Source organism: Klebsiella sp. GFKo11, assembly GCF_056490265.1.
Genome location: NZ_CM151369.1, coordinates 1198357 through 1213573, shown reverse-complemented (window position 1 = coordinate 1213573; position 15217 = coordinate 1198357). Strand labels below are relative to the sequence as shown.

18 protein-coding genes and 3 tRNA genes are annotated in these 15217 nt (G+C 58.7%); 3 read left to right on the top strand and 18 right to left on the bottom strand.

What is annotated here, in order from left to right:
* Nucleotides 1–35 precede the first annotated feature (35 nt).
* The gene (mltA, locus tag AC07P6_RS05845; protein ID WP_478315823.1) at nt 36–1133 is read right to left on the bottom strand and encodes a murein transglycosylase A; all 1098 of its coding nucleotides are present in this window, start codon (nt 1131–1133) and stop codon (nt 36–38) included.
* A 211-nt stretch (nt 1134–1344) separates the two neighbouring features.
* On the opposite strand from mltA, the gene AC07P6_RS05840 reads away from it, so the two are divergent.
* The 3 genes from AC07P6_RS05840 to AC07P6_RS05830 all read left to right on the top strand — a co-directional run bounded on the left by AC07P6_RS05840 (nt 1345) and on the right by AC07P6_RS05830 (nt 1666).
* Nucleotides 1345–1421: transfer RNA gene (locus AC07P6_RS05840), tRNA-Met, on the top strand.
* Between the two features lie 47 nt (nt 1422–1468).
* Nucleotides 1469–1545: transfer RNA gene (locus AC07P6_RS05835), tRNA-Met, on the top strand.
* Between the two features lie 44 nt (nt 1546–1589).
* Nucleotides 1590–1666 (top strand) — tRNA-Met (locus AC07P6_RS05830).
* 97 nt (nt 1667–1763) lie between these two features.
* Here AC07P6_RS05830 and cobT read toward each other — a convergent pair.
* From cobT to AC07P6_RS05745, 17 genes are all read right to left on the bottom strand, one after another.
* On the bottom strand, nt 1764–2819 hold the full coding sequence (gene cobT, locus AC07P6_RS05825) for a nicotinate-nucleotide--dimethylbenzimidazole phosphoribosyltransferase (RefSeq protein WP_182234610.1): 1056 nt from the start codon (nt 2817–2819) through the stop codon (nt 1764–1766).
* A 74-nt stretch (nt 2820–2893) separates the two neighbouring features.
* Nucleotides 2894–3439, bottom strand: coding sequence for a bifunctional adenosylcobinamide kinase/adenosylcobinamide-phosphate guanylyltransferase (gene cobU, locus AC07P6_RS05820; RefSeq protein WP_478315822.1), 546 nt, complete (start codon nt 3437–3439; stop codon nt 2894–2896).
* The gene (locus tag AC07P6_RS05815; RefSeq protein ID WP_478315820.1) at nt 3433–4956 is read right to left on the bottom strand and encodes a cobyric acid synthase; all 1524 of its coding nucleotides are present in this window, start codon (nt 4954–4956) and stop codon (nt 3433–3435) included. Before AC07P6_RS05815 ends, cobU begins: the two co-directional genes overlap by 7 nt.
* Nucleotides 4953–5768, bottom strand: a complete 816-nt coding sequence (locus tag AC07P6_RS05810) for an energy-coupling factor ABC transporter ATP-binding protein (RefSeq protein WP_478315818.1) — start codon at nt 5766–5768, stop codon at nt 4953–4955. The genes AC07P6_RS05815 and AC07P6_RS05810 overlap by 4 nt, the downstream gene beginning before the upstream one ends.
* A gap of 8 nt (nt 5769–5776) precedes the next feature.
* On the bottom strand, nt 5777–6454 hold the full coding sequence (locus tag AC07P6_RS05805; protein WP_142982688.1) for an energy-coupling factor ABC transporter transmembrane protein: 678 nt from the start codon (nt 6452–6454) through the stop codon (nt 5777–5779).
* Nucleotides 6441–6722 (bottom strand): energy-coupling factor ABC transporter substrate-binding protein, encoded by a 282-nt coding sequence (locus AC07P6_RS05800; RefSeq protein ID WP_478315817.1) that lies wholly within the window; start codon nt 6720–6722, stop codon nt 6441–6443. Before AC07P6_RS05800 ends, AC07P6_RS05805 begins: the two co-directional genes overlap by 14 nt.
* Nucleotide 6723: 1 nt before the next feature.
* Nucleotides 6724–7470, bottom strand: coding sequence for a cobalt ECF transporter S component CbiM (cbiM, locus tag AC07P6_RS05795; protein ID WP_110275912.1), 747 nt, complete (start codon nt 7468–7470; stop codon nt 6724–6726).
* On the bottom strand, nt 7467–8180 hold the full coding sequence (locus AC07P6_RS05790) for a cobalt-factor II C(20)-methyltransferase (protein WP_142463328.1): 714 nt from the start codon (nt 8178–8180) through the stop codon (nt 7467–7469). The genes cbiM and AC07P6_RS05790 overlap by 4 nt, the downstream gene beginning before the upstream one ends.
* A complete protein-coding gene (gene cbiK, locus AC07P6_RS05785) occupies nt 8177–8971 on the bottom strand; it encodes a sirohydrochlorin cobaltochelatase (protein WP_182234618.1) in 795 nt (264 codons plus the stop codon). The genes AC07P6_RS05790 and cbiK overlap by 4 nt, the downstream gene beginning before the upstream one ends.
* A gap of 10 nt (nt 8972–8981) precedes the next feature.
* Nucleotides 8982–9767, bottom strand: coding sequence for a cobalt-precorrin-6A reductase (locus AC07P6_RS05780; RefSeq protein WP_478315816.1), 786 nt, complete (start codon nt 9765–9767; stop codon nt 8982–8984).
* Nucleotides 9764–10489 carry a precorrin-3B C(17)-methyltransferase gene (locus tag AC07P6_RS05775; RefSeq protein WP_110275916.1) on the bottom strand — a complete coding sequence of 242 codons (726 nt, stop codon included), beginning with the start codon at nt 10487–10489 and terminating at the stop codon, nt 9764–9766. Before AC07P6_RS05775 ends, AC07P6_RS05780 begins: the two co-directional genes overlap by 4 nt.
* Nucleotides 10489–11544: a cobalt-precorrin 5A hydrolase gene (gene cbiG, locus AC07P6_RS05770; protein ID WP_304253318.1), complete on the bottom strand. Its 1056-nt coding sequence runs from the start codon at nt 11542–11544 to the stop codon at nt 10489–10491. The genes AC07P6_RS05775 and cbiG overlap by 1 nt, the downstream gene beginning before the upstream one ends.
* Nucleotides 11525–12298 carry a cobalt-precorrin-4 methyltransferase gene (locus tag AC07P6_RS05765; protein ID WP_478315814.1) on the bottom strand — a complete coding sequence of 258 codons (774 nt, stop codon included), beginning with the start codon at nt 12296–12298 and terminating at the stop codon, nt 11525–11527. The genes cbiG and AC07P6_RS05765 overlap by 20 nt, the downstream gene beginning before the upstream one ends.
* Nucleotides 12291–12860, bottom strand: a complete 570-nt coding sequence (locus AC07P6_RS05760; RefSeq protein ID WP_139540130.1) for a decarboxylating cobalt-precorrin-6B (C(15))-methyltransferase — start codon at nt 12858–12860, stop codon at nt 12291–12293. The genes AC07P6_RS05765 and AC07P6_RS05760 overlap by 8 nt, the downstream gene beginning before the upstream one ends.
* On the bottom strand, nt 12850–13455 hold the full coding sequence (locus AC07P6_RS05755; RefSeq protein WP_478315813.1) for a cobalt-precorrin-7 (C(5))-methyltransferase: 606 nt from the start codon (nt 13453–13455) through the stop codon (nt 12850–12852). The genes AC07P6_RS05760 and AC07P6_RS05755 overlap by 11 nt, the downstream gene beginning before the upstream one ends.
* Nucleotides 13449–14588 (bottom strand): cobalt-precorrin-5B (C(1))-methyltransferase CbiD, encoded by a 1140-nt coding sequence (cbiD, locus tag AC07P6_RS05750; RefSeq protein WP_478315812.1) that lies wholly within the window; start codon nt 14586–14588, stop codon nt 13449–13451. The genes AC07P6_RS05755 and cbiD overlap by 7 nt, the downstream gene beginning before the upstream one ends.
* Nucleotides 14585–15217, bottom strand: a complete 633-nt coding sequence (locus AC07P6_RS05745) for a cobalt-precorrin-8 methylmutase (RefSeq protein ID WP_304253324.1) — start codon at nt 15215–15217, stop codon at nt 14585–14587. Before AC07P6_RS05745 ends, cbiD begins: the two co-directional genes overlap by 4 nt.

The window sequence follows — 15217 nt, the reverse complement described above, 5'->3', positions numbered from 1 at the left end:
CTTACCCGGGCTACAAAATATCGGCCAGGTGCGCGTTAACCGCTAAAGACGTTGCCAACGCCCGGCGCGTTTTTCAGCACCCATACGCGACCATAGTGGTTATACCAACCGGCACGATGCCCGGCATCTGCGCCAATGCCCTGGTAAATATCAAAGTGCTGACCCTTAATCGCACCGCCAACGTCCAGAGCAACCATTAAGCGCAGCTCGTACTGGCCGTTAAACTTACCGTTATTATCCAGTAGCGGCACTTCCGCCAGCAGCGTGGTTCCCGCAGGAATAATCGAACGGTCGGAGGCCACCGATGCACGACCAATCAACGGCACCGCGCTGGCGCCTTTCACCGGTGCGAAAGACTGAGGCTTAAAGAAGACGAACGACGGGTTCTGCTCCAGCAGTTCACGAACTTCCGCCTCGCTGTGCTTTTCACCCCATTCGCGGATCGCCTGCATCGACATATCTTCACGCTTCACTTCGCCGCGATCGATAAGCACCTTACCGATGCTGTAATAGGACCAGCCGTTTTTCCCGGCATAGCTAAAGAAGTTCAGCGGCGAGCCGTCGCCAAAATCAATATAGCCGCTGCCCTGCACGTCCATTATAAAGTTGTCCATCAGCGAGTTGCTGTAGGCCAGGATGTAGTTGTCGCTCAGAGCGCCCGCGTAAATGCTGGCGCGGGACGGTAGCTTACCGCGCTTGGGCGGCATACGGTAAATCGGATACTGGAACTCGCCCTGGCGAGTATGGCGCGCCTGCACCACCGGCGTGTAGTAGCCAGTAAACTGGACGTTACCGTAGTTGTCCGTCCCCTGCATCTGCCAGGCATCGATACCAAACTGGCTCAGCGTGCGGGTATCACCGCCGGAGCGCAGCCAATCCTGCAACGCGTTGTAGACGTTACTCTGACTATTATAGAGGCGCGGCGAGGCGCTACGGATTTTGCTCACCTGCTCGGAGAAGTCACCAGCGTTAATCGGTGAGCCGACCGCATCAGGTTGGTTAACCAATGAAAACGGCTGGGTGAGTTTGTCTTCATTATACTGCTGACCGCGATCGGTCGGTTTTGAGGAACAGGCGGCCAGCATTGCCAGCATTGCCCCTGTTACTGCGTATTTTGCCCAACGTCCTTTCATGGTATCTCTTCTTTATGCAACTAAGCCCGGGTGCGTGATGAAGATAACAAACCCCCAGGGCTAATGAAATGCGCTTAGGCACGGCAAAGACAGTTTTGCGCAAAAAACAGACTAACAATGCTTCCATATGCATCAATTCTTACAAAATTGACGATTTCTATGAAAAAGGGTTGCATCAAAACGTTAGCAGAGTATAGTGCGCTTCCACGGACGCGGGGTGGAGCAGCCTGGTAGCTCGTCGGGCTCATAACCCGAAGGTCGTCAGTTCAAATCTGGCCCCCGCAACCAATTAAAATCAGAGAAGTAACGTTACTCGATGGAAGAGTAATGACGGACGCGGGGTGGAGCAGCCTGGTAGCTCGTCGGGCTCATAACCCGAAGGTCGTCGGTTCAAATCCGGCCCCCGCAACCAATTAAAATCTGATGCAAGTTTACTCGATGAAGAGTAAAGACGGACGCGGGGTGGAGCAGCCTGGTAGCTCGTCGGGCTCATAACCCGAAGGTCGTCGGTTCAAATCCGGCCCCCGCAACCAACATCATAAACACCCTCAAGGGTGTTTTTTTGTTTCTGCGTTCCGCAAATCCCAGACCTTTCACGGGAACGGCTTAGCACCGTCCCCGCAAATCTCCTCAGCCTTTTGGCAAAACAATATTGCTTGCCGCCAGCATGCCCATATCGTGGTACATCGCACAGGCCGCTTCGACAATTGGCATGGCCAGCGCCGCGCCGCTGCCTTCTCCCAGGCGCATACCCATATTGAGATACGGATCCAGCTCCAGATGCATCAGCGCCGTGCGTGCGCCCTTCTCTGCCGAATAGTGCGACGGTATCAGATAGGGTTTCACTTCCGGCGCAATTCGGCACGCCGCCAGCGCCGCCGCGTAAGACAGGAAGCCATCGAGTAGTACCGGCAACCCACAGGAAGCCGCGCCCAGCATCACGCCCGCCATCCCCAATAAATCAAAACCGCCCACTTTCGCCAGAACGTCCAGGCCATCATTCGCGTCAGGCTGGTTAACGGCGATGGCTCGACGCACCACTTCCACTTTGTTACCGACTTTGGTCAGCGGTAAATTCGCGCCAATCCCCACCACCTCTTGCGCATCGCTACCGGTCAGAACGCTGACAATCGCCGCCGCCGGAGTAGTATTCGCCATCCCCAACTCACCAACGCCAAACAGCGTGACGCCATCTTCCGCCAGCCCACGGGTATAGCGAATCACCTCCAACAGCAGCTCTTCGGCCTGACCACGGCTCATTGCCGGGCCGACGGCGATATTTCCGCAACCACGCGCCACGCGCATATTGATAACGCCAGGAATCAGCTCGGCATCAATCCCGACGTCAATCACATGCATTTCCGCCCCTGCCTGCGCCGCCAGCACGCAAACGCCGGTCTTGCCCAGCGTCATATTCGCCGCCTGAATCGCGGTCACCACTTTGGGCGAAATCGCCACCCCTTCATCCCAAACGCCGTGGTCGGCGCACATCACCAGCAGCGCCTTCTTTTTCACCTGCGGCACACCTTCAAGACCGGGCATTCCCGCGAGCTGTACGGCCAGGTCTTCAAGGCGTCCGAGGCTTCCCGGCGGCTTAAGCAGGCCATCAATATGGAGTTGCGCGCGCGCCATCGCATTTTCATCAAGCGCAGGGATCGCGCCCAGTAGAGAGGTTAAGCTTTGCATAGAGGTTCTCGTCATGTTGGCTGGCTCATGGCAGAGCCAGCAGGAAGAATAACTCCCGGTACGGAGCGCCTGATTTATTTGATTTTTACGCCAATGCCCGACACCACCAGCCAGACCTCATCCGCCGCCGCCGCAAGGCGCTGATTCACCCGCCCGGCGATATCGCGGAAATGGCGAGCCAGACGGTTTTCCGGCACGATCCCCATCCCCACCTCGTTGGTTACCAGCACCACGTGAGCCGGGCAGCGCTGACAGGCGGTAATCAGCACCGCGATTTCGGCGTCAATAGCCCGCTCCATCGCCGCGTAATCCCAGCCGTCCGGCGAACTGTCGCCGCCCAGCGCAAACAGCAAATTGGTGACCATGGTGGTAATACATTCCAACAAGATCGCTTCTTCGGGATGGTTATCCGGCGTTATCAGCTCATCAAGCTGCTGCCAGCGCTCAGCCGTGCGCCAGTGCGCGGGCCTGCCGTCGCGGTGGTGCTGGATCCGCGCCGCCATCTCATCATCAAAAATCTGTGAAGTGGCGATGTACAGCACCTGCGGCGAGTGGGCGATCAGCGCTTCAGCGTGACGACTTTTACCGCTGCGCGCCCCGCCGGTGACTAAAGTCAGCATACGGGCTCCTGATGCTGGCGCATGATGGCGTAGATTTTTTCGATATCAATATTCTGGCGCATCGCGTCGGCCAGTAGATCGAACTGCTGGGATTTGTACTGCGCATACTGGAAGTCACTATCGAGCGCCGCCAGACCTTTACGCTGGCGCAGGCCGTTGACCAGCGCGCGGGTGAATTCATCGCTATCAAACAAGCCGTGAAGATAGGTACCAAACGCCAGACCATCGTCGCTCACCGCGCCGTCCGCCACGCTCAGCCCGTTTTTATGTAATTGCATCAGTGAACGGCAGCCGTCGTGCAGCTCGGTCTCGCCCATATGAATTTCATAGCCGCGTACGGCAAGCCCTGCCGTTGCCGCCAGCCACTCCGGCAGCGCTGGAGCCAGTGTCGCCGTGACCTGAGTGGTGGTTTTGCGCTGTGCGAAGTGGGTCACGGTATTGAGCAACCCTAGCCCGGGCTGGGTGCCAAGTCCCGATTCCACCTCATCAATAATGGTTTCGCCGAGCATCTGGTAGCCGCCGCAAATCCCCAGCACCGGCACGCCCTGACGCCGGGCCTGCAGCACCGCGTGCGCCATCCCGCTTTCGCGCAGCCAGGCCAGATCGCCGAGCGTATTTTTGCTGCCCGGCAGGATCACCATATCAACCCCCGCCAGCTCCTGCGGCTGGCGAACATAGCGCACGCGAACGTCCGGCTGCGCCGCCAGCGCGTTGAAGTCGGTAAAGTTGGAAATATGCGGTACCTGGACCACGGCAATCTCAATGTCACGCTTGTCGGTGCGCAGGTATTTGCCTTTTTGCAGCGCCACGCCGTCTTCGTCTTCGAGATCAACATCCAGCCACGGCATCACGCCGAGCACCGGGACGTTGGTCAGCGCTTCTATCTGCTCGATACCCGAGTAAAGCAGCGTCACGTCGCCGCGAAATTTGTTAATGATCACCCCTTTGACCCGCGCACGTTCGTGGTCGTGCAGCAGTGTGAGGGTGCCGTAAATGGAGGCGAAGACGCCACCACGGTCGATATCCGCCACGAGGATCACCGGGCACTGCGCCATTTCGGCCATGCCCATATTGACGATGTCGCGGTCGCGCAGATTGATCTCCGCCGGGCTGCCCGCCCCTTCCAGCACCAGCACATCATGCTCGGCTGCCAGGCTGTTATAGACCGAAAGGATCTGCTCGCGCAGTCGCGGCTTGTATTCGTGATAGCTCACCGCGTCCATATCGGTCGCCACCTTGCCCATCAGCACCACCTGGGCTTTGCGGTCGCTGGTCGGCTTGAGCAGCACCGGGTTCATACGCACATCCGGGGCAATGCCCGCCGCTTCAGCCTGGAAAATCTGTGCGCGCCCCATCTCTTTGCCATCCGGCGTGATACCGGAATTGAGCGCCATATTCTGCGATTTAAACGGCGCGGTACGCTGCCCGTCCTGATAAAAAATACGGCACAGCCCCGCCACCAGCACGCTTTTACCGACGTCAGAAGCGGTGCCCTGTAACATAATTGCCAGCGTCATGACGCCTCCTTCATTGCATGATTTCGCATCCGCTCAAAAAACTCGTCTTCGGTTTTGCACAACGGCAGCCCCAGCTGCGCATGCAGCTTCACCAGCCACGGTTGGGTGAGTCCAGCTTGCGTCATTAACTCGCTGCGGGAAAATACCTCGCCGGGTTCACCGTGCGCCAGCACTTCGCCACGGCGCAAAACGTAAACCGCATCGCTGACTTCATAAATCAGATCGATATCGTGGCTGGAGATCACCACGTGGTTGCCTTGATCGACAATGCGCTTAATGATGTCGATCATCTGCGCGCGCCCGGAGGGATCGAGGCCCGCCGTGGGTTCATCAAGCAGTAAATAGCGTGCCTGCAGCACCAGCGCTCCGGCAATCGCCACGCGTTTTTTCTGCCCATGGCTCAGGCACTGAATCGGCTGCTGGCGAAAAGACTGCGCATCAACCAGGGTCAGCGCATCGTCCACCCGGCGGGCGATTTCATCTTCCGCGACGCCCAGGTTGCGCAGGCTAAAGGCGATATCGCTGTCGATATCGGTATAAAAGATCTGCTGATCCGGATCCTGAAATACGGTCGCCACCTGTTGACGCAGCGCCAGCAGGCCGCGCTTGCCGTAATCCAGCGGCTTCCCTTGCCACAACACCGCCCCTTTTTGCGGGCGCAGCAGGCCGCTCAGGTTCATAAAAAGCGTGGATTTTCCGCAGCCGTTTGCCCCCACCAACCCGGTCACGGAGTGGTGAGAAAAATCCAGCGTCAGCCCCTTCAGCACCGGCTCATCCTGATAGCGAAACCAGAGATCGGTCGTGGCAAGCATACTTATCCTTAGAGGTGAAAATCACCCTGGTACAGTTTGATATCCAGCGTGGTGCTCATTTGTTGGTAGCGGATCATCACGCGGGTAAACAGCAACCCCACCAGCATCGCCAGCGAACGATAGCCTTTCGGCACGCTACGGTAGCCAAAACGCAAAGTTTGCGCACGGTGAATCGCCAGCGCTTCGTCTAAGAGAATAAAAATAAAGCGCCAGGTCAGCAGGATTTGCTCGGTCAACAGTCGCGGTACCCGACCGCGCTTAAGCAGCAAAATCAGCTGCGGGAACGGCAGGTTCAGCACTAGCCAGAAGGTGGACGCCAGCGCCGCCAGGCTGCGCCAGAAGGTCTCATTAGCGGTGTTCAGCCCCGCTGACGTGATGCCCAGCCAGTAGCTTCCCAGCGGAACGCTCACCAGCAGAGCGTGCGGATCGCGACTGATGCTAAACAGAATGGTCAGCACGCCTATCAGCAGGAAGCCGAACGGTAGCGCCATCCAGCGGCACCAGCGCCACAGCGAAACCCGCAGCAGCCAGCAGGTCAAGGCGGCAATCAGCACCATTTCAATCCCCTGCCCCAACGGGGGCAGGGTAAAGGCCAGCACCATCAGCAGCAGCCAGAACAGAAACTTGCGCTCTGGCGCGACGTGAAACCAGCGGCTTTGATAGCTTAGTCGGTCAAACCCGGTCATCACGGCGTTGTCTGCCTTTGCTGTAGCCCAAAATATAGAAAATCACCGCCGCGCCAAGAGAGCCCTGGAGGGTAAACAGCAGACTTTCAATCTCCCCGCTCGCCGGTTCGTACAGCGGCTGGAACCATGGCTCATAGTGCGGTGCAACCACCTGAATCTGGCTCTCCGCCTCGCCGTCCGAACCGCCATATTCCCCGCCGTGATTAATAAAGAACGGCAGGATCACCAGCGCCACCACCATCGCTAACAATATCAGCATCTTTTTCATGTTAATGCCCCTGTGCGGTCTGTGCGGTGATCAGCTGACGTTTGGTCAACTGGTCGTAGATCATGACGGTTAACAACCCTTCAGCGATGGCGATCGGGATCTGCGTCAGGCAGAAGATCCCCATGAATTTGACGATCGAGCCGGTTGCGCCCGCCGTCGGATCCGGGAAGGCCACGCCAAGCTGCACGGAGGTGACAAAGTAGGTCACCAGATCCGCCAGCATCGCGCAGAGAAATACCCCGACGTCGCGGCGAATCCCCGCGCGGCAGGCCATTTTCCACACCATATAGCCGACCACCGGCCCAATCACCGCCATCGACATGCCGTTAGCGCCGAGCGTTGTCAGCCCGCCATGCGCCAGCAGCAGCGCCTGGAACAGCAGCACGATAGCGCCAAGGATCGCCACTACGCCCGGCCCGAACAGGATGACCGCCAGGCCGACGCCGGTCGGGTGCGAACAGCTGCCGGTAACGGAAGGAATTTTCAGCGCCGAGAGCACAAAAATAAACGCTCCGCACAGCGCCAGCAGTACCTTCTGATTGTTATCTTCCTGCACAATACGGCGCAGGCGCACCAGCCCGTACCACAGGCAAGGCAGAAACAGCAGCCACCATGCCAGGGCCCACATCGGGGGTAAAAATCCCTCCATGATGTGCATCGCGAAGGCCTTTTCGGGAACCACTATCAGCAATAGCGCCGCAGCTAACCCGCTGAAAGACAGCTGTTTTAGCTGTTGTTCAAGTTTCATTCTGCATACTCCCACTGTTTATTCACCAGGATGGTCGAAAAATAGGGCAGCGGCTGTTCGTCGCTGACATCATTCAGATGACGCCAGCACTGTTCGCCGGGCAGCGTGGCCTCGGACATCATCAGCGCGGCATCGAGCAGGCCGTTTTTGGCCAGCAGGGCTTTGATACGCGCAAAGCGGCCGTAGACCTTCATCAGCACCAGGCTTTCATGCTGGCGTAGTGCCTGTTCAATTTCTTCTTCCGGCGCGGTGCATGAGACCACCGCCAGCGACTGTTGCTCCATGGCCAGCGGCGTTTTCGAACGCGCGGCGATGGCGGCGAAAGAGGTGACGCCAGGAACAATTTCCAGCCAGTCCGCACAGCCGATACGCTGGAGTAAGAACACCCAGGTGCTGAACAGCATGGCGTCGCCGAGGGTAATAAACCCGACCTGTTTACCCGCCTCTACTTCATGCACCAGCGCGGCGGCAACTTCGTCCCAGACCGCCTCTTTTTCCGCACTGTCGGCGCTCATCGGAAAATGGCAGCAGCGTACTTCGGTCTGTTCGCCGATATATTCGCGCACGATGGAGAGCGCCAGGCTGTCGCCGCCTTTACGTCCAGCGGGGGCGTAGAGAATATCCAGTTTGCCAAGAATGCGCGCCGCACGAACGGTAATCAGGTCGGATGCGCCCGGTCCGGTGCTCAGGGCATACAGTTTGCCGCTCATGCTGCTTCCTCCATTGCCAGATTCAGCGCCTGTTGTAGATGGGCGACGAACATCGCACGCACCGCCGGATTTTCGCCCAGCCCGCTAAGCCACGGCGTCGCCGGAATACCCGCGGCGTTGAACAACGTTTTCCAGGAGTCCTCTTCATCGGAGGCCATATCGTTGATGGCATGATCGCCCGCCACCAGCATCAACGGCATCAGGTGAACGCCGGTAACCTCCTGCTGGCGCAGGCTGTCGATAAGAATGTCGACTTCTGGATAACTTTCGACTGCCCCAACCCGCGCCGGAAAGCGCTGGGCGGTCATCATATGGTCCAGACAGGCGTAGGCGGCGAAGGCGTGATGACTGGCACCGTGCCCCATAAAGACCACCGTTTCTTTCTCAGCAAGCGGCGGCATCTGCTGACGCAGTGCGTGCATCAGTTGAACATAATCGTCATGGCTGCTCAGCAGCGGCGCGCCCAGCGTCAAGCGGGCGAATAGCGGGCGCATGCTTTGCACTTCGCGAACGATCTTTTCGTATTCATCGCCGTTAATGATGTGCAGCGACTGAATCGCCACATCCTGATAGCCCTGTTCGGCGAGCTTCTGCAAAGCCTGCAACGGTGTATCAATCTCGATACCATCACGCTGCTTGAGCTTGCGAATAATCATCCCGGAGGTAAAGGCGCGAAACGTGTCGCGGTCAGGACAGCTGGCCGCCAGCTCACGCTCGCAGGCGACAATGTTCTTTTCACAGGTGTCGGGATAGCTGGTGCCAAAACTGATCACCAGAAGCGCTTTTTTCATTTCTGACTCCTTAAGCAGCGGCCAGCCAGCGCGCTAAGCGTTGGGCAAAGGCAGCCTGACTTTCCAGTAACTCTTCACCCGTCACCAGCGGTGCCGGGCGTGTAATCACGATGCAGGGGATACCAGCATCGAGACAGGGTTGTACTTTTTCCTGATAACCGCCTTCCGCACCGGAGGCCTTGGTGATCACCACATCGGCGCGGCACTGGCGGTAAAAAGCGGCGTTAAACTCGGCGCTGAACGGCCCGCATAGCGCGAAGATCTCGCCGACGCCAAAGCCAAGCTCAGCGCACTGCGCGATAACATCGGGAACGGGCAGTACGCGAGCCAGTAGCGTTTTTTCACCTAATCCTGCCCGCCAGCGCGCCAGATCTTTGCTTCCCGTGGTGAGCAGCACGCGCTGACCAAAGCGCCGTGCCACATCGCAGGCTTCTTCGATGCTCTGCACGGTATAAAGCTGTGGATGCGTCAGGTCGCTAAGCTGTTCCGGGCGCTGATAGCGGCTGAGCAACACGCCAGCGGTTTCACAGGCGCGGATGATGTTGCGGCTCACCACTTCGGCGTAGGGATGCGACGCATCAATCACCCAGCGGGTACGGTTGGCCTTTAGCCAGGCAATCATCTCCTCCAGCTCAAGTCGCCCGCAGCGAACCTGTCCCTGAATATCGCCCGCCAGCTGCTGGCCGGTCGGCGTTGCCACCGACAGGGTGTATTTGACCTGCGCCGCGTCCAGCTGTTGGCATAGCGCCCGCGCGTCGCTGGTTCCGCCCATGACCAGCACCTCGCCGTAGCTCACAGCACATAGCCTCGCGGAGTGATCATCAGGCCATCCTGTATATAGGTCGCTTTATTGCCTACGATCACCAGGCTGGTCATATCGACCGGTTCAAAATCCATCTCCCCCAGGGTGGTCAGCCATTTTTCCTGTTTCTTACGTCCGGCGGACTTCACGATGCCCACCGGCGTTTGTGCGCTTTTGCTGGCAGAGAGTAGTTCGAAGGCTCGGGCCAGATGCCCTTCGCGACCGCGGCTGCGTGGGTTGTAAAAACAGATAACAAAATCGGCTTCGCCTGCGGCAACGATGCGTTTTTCAATCACCGGCCACGGCGTCAGCAAGTCGCTGAGGCTGATATGACAGAAGTCGTGCATCAGCGGCGCGCCCAGTAGCGAGGCGGCGGCGATGCTGGCGGTCATCCCTGGAATAAGGCGGACTTCTACGTCGAGCTTCTGTTTGCTCACCAGCTCCAGCACCAGTCCCGCCATGCCGTAAATACCGGCGTCGCCGCTGCTAATCAGCGCCACGTTATGCCCGGCCTGCGCCAGCTCAATCGCCGCCTGGCAGCGTTCAATCTCTTTGCACATCCCGGTTTTAATCACCTGCTTATCGCCGGTAAAGGCTTTCACCAAGTGGGTGTAGGTTTTATAACCCACGACGATTTCCGCCGCCTGTAACGCCTCAATCGCTTCCATAGTCATCATTGACTGTGAGCCAGGGCCAATCCCGATTACGCTTAACATCAGTGTGAAACTCCCAAAGTAATAGTGACGCCCTGTTCACGCAGGGTTTCGCCCAACAGTTGCCCATGGCTCAGCAGCCACGCCGCTGGACCCGATACGCTCCCAACCCCCACCGTTTGGCGAACAAACGAGGACGCAGGGAAGTGGTGTTCATGCTCACGCAGCGCGTCAGCGGTAAAGGTTTCAAACGGCACGCGACAGCAGGAGGCCAGTTGGATAAGCCCCTGCTCGTGTTTCTTCAGCGTGACGCTGCCGATGGCTTTCAGCGCCAGAGGATCGAGCCGCTGCGCTTCAAGTTGACGTGCCAGCAGCGCCGCTAACAGCGGGAACGGCGTATCGCGACGACAGCCGATGCCCGCAACGACGCGCTGCGGCACCAGCTTCCAGTGCGGCACGGCGATCTCCGGCAGCTCGTTGCGCAGAGAGATGCAAATAAGCGCATCCAGTTCAGGAAGCTGATTCAGGTCAGAAACGGTAATAAACCCACGCCGGTCGCAGTGATTGACATCTTCATCCAGCTCTTCATCCCACCACAGGCCGACGCGCTGATGGCTGACTAGCATCTGGTTAATGATTTTCACCGCCGCGCGGAAGTCGGTCATCCGCGCGTTAAGCTGGAATGCCAGGGTATCGAGGGCCGCCATATCGTTAACGTCGGTGGCGGTGGTGATCACCGGGTCTGCACCCAGCATTCCCGCCAGATAGCGGCTCAGAGCATTAGCCCCGCCCGCGTGACCTGAGAGCAGGCTGATGACGTGCTGCCCGCGTTCATCGATCACCACCACCGCTGGATCGCTGAACTTGTCATTAACCAGCGGCGCCAGCACGCGCACCGCGATACCGGTCGCGCCGATGAAAATCAGCGCCGAGTAGCTGCTGAAGGCCTCGCGCGCGGCGTTGGCGAAGCCGTTTTCAAAGGGTAGAAACCCCTCCTCCAGCAGCTTCTCGCTGGTAAAGCAGGTTAACGGCAGCATTGCCGCCAACCTTTTCGCCAGCAAGACACCGCCTGGGGTCAGGCAGAAAAGAGCGATAGATTCAGGCTTTACGGTATTCATGGCTAAAGTCCGCCGCGTAGAGTTTTGAGTAGTGATACTCGTCCCCAAGGAAATTCCCGACCAGAATGAGCGCCGTTTTACGGATCCCTGCATCGCGGACCTTATCGCCGATATCGGCCAACGTACCGCGCACGGTCTGGCTTTCCGGCCAGGTCGCCTTGTAGATGACCGCCACTGGCGTCGTCGCCGGGTAGCCACCTTCAATCAGGCGCTCCGCCACCCGGTGAATACGCTGTACCGAGAGATAAATCGCCATCGAGGTCTGGTGGCTGGCAAACGCTTCAAGCTGTTCGCGCTCTGGCACCGGCGTGCGTCCTTCAAGACGGGTAATAATCAGGCTCTGAGAGACTTCCGGCACGGTGTACTCAACGCCCAGCTCCGCTGCCGCGCCCAAAAACGCGCTGACGCCCGGCACCACCTGCCAGTCGATACCGCGTTTAGTCAGCTCTTCACCCTGCTCGCGTACCGAACCGTACAGCGAGACGTCCCCGGTCTGTAAACGCACCACCGTTTTCCCGGCTTTTACGCCTGCTTCCATCAGGTCGAGGATCTGTTCCAGATGCAGTTCGGCGCTGTCGTGGCGCTCTGCCCCTGCGGGGCAATACTCCAGTAATTCGGTATTTATCAGCGAACCGGCGTAGATCACCACCTGGGCCTGCTGCAACAAGCGGTAACCCTTGAGGGTAATCAGCTCACGGTCGCCCGGCCCTGCGCCAACGAACCACACACTACGGGGGTCAAATGTCTCAGCCATGGTTTTCTTCCTTCTGACAGGCGATAACAAAAACGGGATTATTCGGTTTGAAATAGTGGCCGCTGCCAAGCCGGGTCAGCGACGAAACGTTAAGCTGGAGGCAATCGACCTGTTCGATCCCCCGTTGTTGCAGGTAGTCGAGGGCGGCGTTCAGGTTCTCTTGCAGAATAAAGGTCATCACCAGACGACCGCCGGGATAGAGCTGCTGCCAGGACCAGTCAATCAGTTCCCCAAGATGGCCGCCGCTGCCGCCCATAAAAATGGCATCGGCCCGTTCGGTAATCACCATCGGCGCTTCGCCGGGCAGGATCTCAATGTTGCCGCAGGCGAAGTGCTGGCGATTTTCATCAAGCAGCTGCAGGGCTGCGGGATTGCGTTCGACCGCCGTCACCTGTAGCGAGGGATATTGCAACGCCGCCTCAATCGACACGCTGCCGGTACCGGCGCCGATATCAATCAGGTGGCTTGCCCGGTGCAGTTCAAGTTTGGCCAGCGCCAGCGCGCGAACCGCTTCTTTGGTCATCGGCACTTTCTCGCCGCGCAGAAAAAGCTCATCTTTCATCGAGGATCACCACCGCGTTAATTTCATATTCAGCGTCGACCTCACTAACCGGCAGCCAGTGAATGCGCTCATTTTCCATCGCCAGATTTTCGCCAATCACCATCCAGCGATACCCTTTTCCCCGCGCTACCAGTTGGGCGGCGATTTCACGCGGCCCGCAGCGCCCGTCGGTCACCATCGCCACTTTGCTGTGGCGAGCCAGCTCGTCGAAAGAGACCTCTCGCCCGTGGCTGCTGGTCAGCCAGATATCGTTCATATCGATTCCGGCGCGGGCGCACAGGTATTGCACCGCGCTGATACCGGGGATAATACGCACGCGTTCGATGCCAAAATGGGCAATCAGCCGCGTGCCGATGCCGTAAAACAGCGGGTCGCCGGAGGCCAGCACCACCACTTGCTGCGCTTCACGCTCTTCGAGCCATTCCAGCAGCTCGGCAATATTGGCGCCCAGCGCAAACTGCTCGCCGTGAAATTCAGGGAACTGCAATAGATGCCGCTTGCCGCCGACCAAAGCGTCTGCCGTCGCCACCGCCTCACGCGCCGCGGGCGTCATCAGATGCAGACCCGACGGCCCCATGCCGACAACCGTTAACATGACATCTCCCGAGCGATCTCTTCGACCGGGCGATTGCTGCCGAGAACCTTGTTATCAAAGGAGAACATGATGGCGTCGCAGGTGGGCGGCGTTTTGGTAAAGCGCAGCATCTGCATCACCCGCAGGCAGATGCGCTCGGCAAGATGGTCGTAGATATGCTGAAAACCGTACGCGTCAATATGTTCCATCGCCGCTTCGGTGGTATCGCATTCGCTGACCAGCCGCAGCAGCTCCAGCGGCGCGCCGAGCAGCGCCAGGTGCGCGACGAGCGTTTCCATGCGCGCATCGGCAATATGGCTGTGGGTGTGGAAAATACCGGCGGCAATTTTAATCAGCTTGCCGGGATGGCCGATCAGCACAATCTGGCGGAAACCAAGGCGCACGGCCTCTTCAATCATGTAGCCGACAAAGTTGCTCATGGTGACCACCACCTGAGAATCAATCCCCATCTGCTCGCGAACAAAGCGCTCTCCGTGGTTGCCCGGCACCAGCACCACGCGATCCAACCCCGCCGCGCGTTTGATCTCCAGCTCCAGCGACAGCGAACGCTTCCAGCTCTCCTCCGACATCGGCGTGACGATCCCGGTGGTACCGATAATCGAGATGCCGCCTAAAATACCGAGCCGTGAGTTGTAGGTTTTCTGCGCCCGCTCTTCGCCTTCCGGTGCGAAAATTTCTACCGCCGCCCCGCGCGATGGGCCAATCGCTTCGCGCACCGCTGACTCAATGGTGTGGCGCGGAGTACGGTTAATTGCCGGACTGCCGATGGGCAGGCCAATCCCTTTGCGCGTCACGGTGCCGACGCCTTCACCGCCGCGCAGAGTGATGTCGCCGGAGTCATCAAGGGTCACACGAGCAAAAATCATCATCCCGTGGGTGGCATCAACATCGTCGCCGCCGTCTTTACGAATCGCGGCAATCGCCTGCTGTCCTTCGACGTGCGGCGACTCGACGTTAAGACACAGCGTCACGCCGGACGGGGTAATAATCGAGACCTGATGAATCAGATGCTGGCGCATCACCATCAGCGCCGCGACTTTTGCCGCCGCCGTCGCGCAGGAGCCGGTGGTATAGCCTTTACGCAATGCCTTGCCGTTGTGCCACACCGGGTCATCAAAGGATTGCTCGCTCATCGCGCCCCCTGCTGGTGATACAGAATGGCGTTGACGATAGCCGCGGCGACGTTGCTACCGCCTTTGCGACCCAGGGCTGCAATGGCTGGCAGGTTGCTTTGCGTCAGGGCCTCTTTCGATTCCGCCGCGCCGACGAAACCAACCGGCACGCCAATCACGCCGTTCACCGCGACATCATGCTCAAGCAGACGAAACAGCGCGGTTGGCGCATTGCCAAACACAAACACCTTCTCGCCCTCTTCGGCCACCGCGATGTCAACCGCCGCCATCGAGCGGGTCATCCCCTGCGCTTTCGCCTCCGCCACCACGCGCGGATCGCTGATATAGCAGCGACACTCGCCACCGGATTTAGCCAGCAGGGTTTTATTAATCCCGGAGAGCGCCATGGTGGTATCGGTATACAGGGTGCAGGGCTGGCTCAGGGCTGCGCTGAGGCGCTCAAGAACATCGGGTGAAAACCACAGAATATCCAGCCAGTCAAAATCGGCGGTGGTGTGGATCACCCGTTTGATAATGGCTTCATGCAGCGGGCTGGCAAAGCGGTAGTCCGGGCGAGTTTCTGCAATAATGTCGCCAATAATGTCGAAGCTTTTCGCCTCAATCGCCTGTGGTTGCTGGATATAGTGCAT

Excerpts from the sequence above, each read along its gene's own strand:
- cbiK (WP_182234618.1), bottom strand. The coding sequence starts at position 8,971 with ATGAAAAAAGCGCTTCTGGTGATCAGTTTTGGCACCAGCTATCCCGAC.
- AC07P6_RS05760 (WP_139540130.1), bottom strand. The coding sequence starts at position 12,860 with ATGAAAGATGAGCTTTTTCTGCGCGGCGAGAAAGTGCCGATGACCAAA.
- cbiD (WP_478315812.1), bottom strand. The coding sequence starts at position 14,588 with ATGAGCGAGCAATCCTTTGATGACCCGGTGTGGCACAACGGCAAGGCA.
- AC07P6_RS05800 (WP_478315817.1), bottom strand. The coding sequence starts at position 6,722 with ATGAAAAAGATGCTGATATTGTTAGCGATGGTGGTGGCGCTGGTGATC.
- AC07P6_RS05790 (WP_142463328.1), bottom strand. The coding sequence starts at position 8,180 with ATGAGCGGCAAACTGTATGCCCTGAGCACCGGACCGGGCGCATCCGAC.
- AC07P6_RS05745 (WP_304253324.1), bottom strand. The coding sequence starts at position 15,217 with ATGCACTATATCCAGCAACCACAGGCGATTGAGGCGAAAAGCTTCGAC.
- cbiG (WP_304253318.1), bottom strand. The coding sequence starts at position 11,544 with ATGAATACCGTAAAGCCTGAATCTATCGCTCTTTTCTGCCTGACCCCA.
- AC07P6_RS05765 (WP_478315814.1), bottom strand. The coding sequence starts at position 12,298 with ATGGCTGAGACATTTGACCCCCGTAGTGTGTGGTTCGTTGGCGCAGGG.
- mltA (WP_478315823.1), bottom strand. The coding sequence starts at position 1,133 with ATGAAAGGACGTTGGGCAAAATACGCAGTAACAGGGGCAATGCTGGCA.
- AC07P6_RS05805 (WP_142982688.1), bottom strand. The coding sequence starts at position 6,454 with ATGACCGGGTTTGACCGACTAAGCTATCAAAGCCGCTGGTTTCACGTC.
- AC07P6_RS05775 (WP_110275916.1), bottom strand. The coding sequence starts at position 10,489 with ATGTTAAGCGTAATCGGGATTGGCCCTGGCTCACAGTCAATGATGACT.
- cobT (WP_182234610.1), bottom strand. The coding sequence starts at position 2,819 with ATGCAAAGCTTAACCTCTCTACTGGGCGCGATCCCTGCGCTTGATGAA.
- AC07P6_RS05815 (WP_478315820.1), bottom strand. The coding sequence starts at position 4,956 with ATGACGCTGGCAATTATGTTACAGGGCACCGCTTCTGACGTCGGTAAA.
- AC07P6_RS05755 (WP_478315813.1), bottom strand. The coding sequence starts at position 13,455 with ATGTTAACGGTTGTCGGCATGGGGCCGTCGGGTCTGCATCTGATGACG.
- cbiM (WP_110275912.1), bottom strand. The coding sequence starts at position 7,470 with ATGAAACTTGAACAACAGCTAAAACAGCTGTCTTTCAGCGGGTTAGCT.
- AC07P6_RS05810 (WP_478315818.1), bottom strand. The coding sequence starts at position 5,768 with ATGCTTGCCACGACCGATCTCTGGTTTCGCTATCAGGATGAGCCGGTG.
- cobU (WP_478315822.1), bottom strand. The coding sequence starts at position 3,439 with ATGCTGACTTTAGTCACCGGCGGGGCGCGCAGCGGTAAAAGTCGTCAC.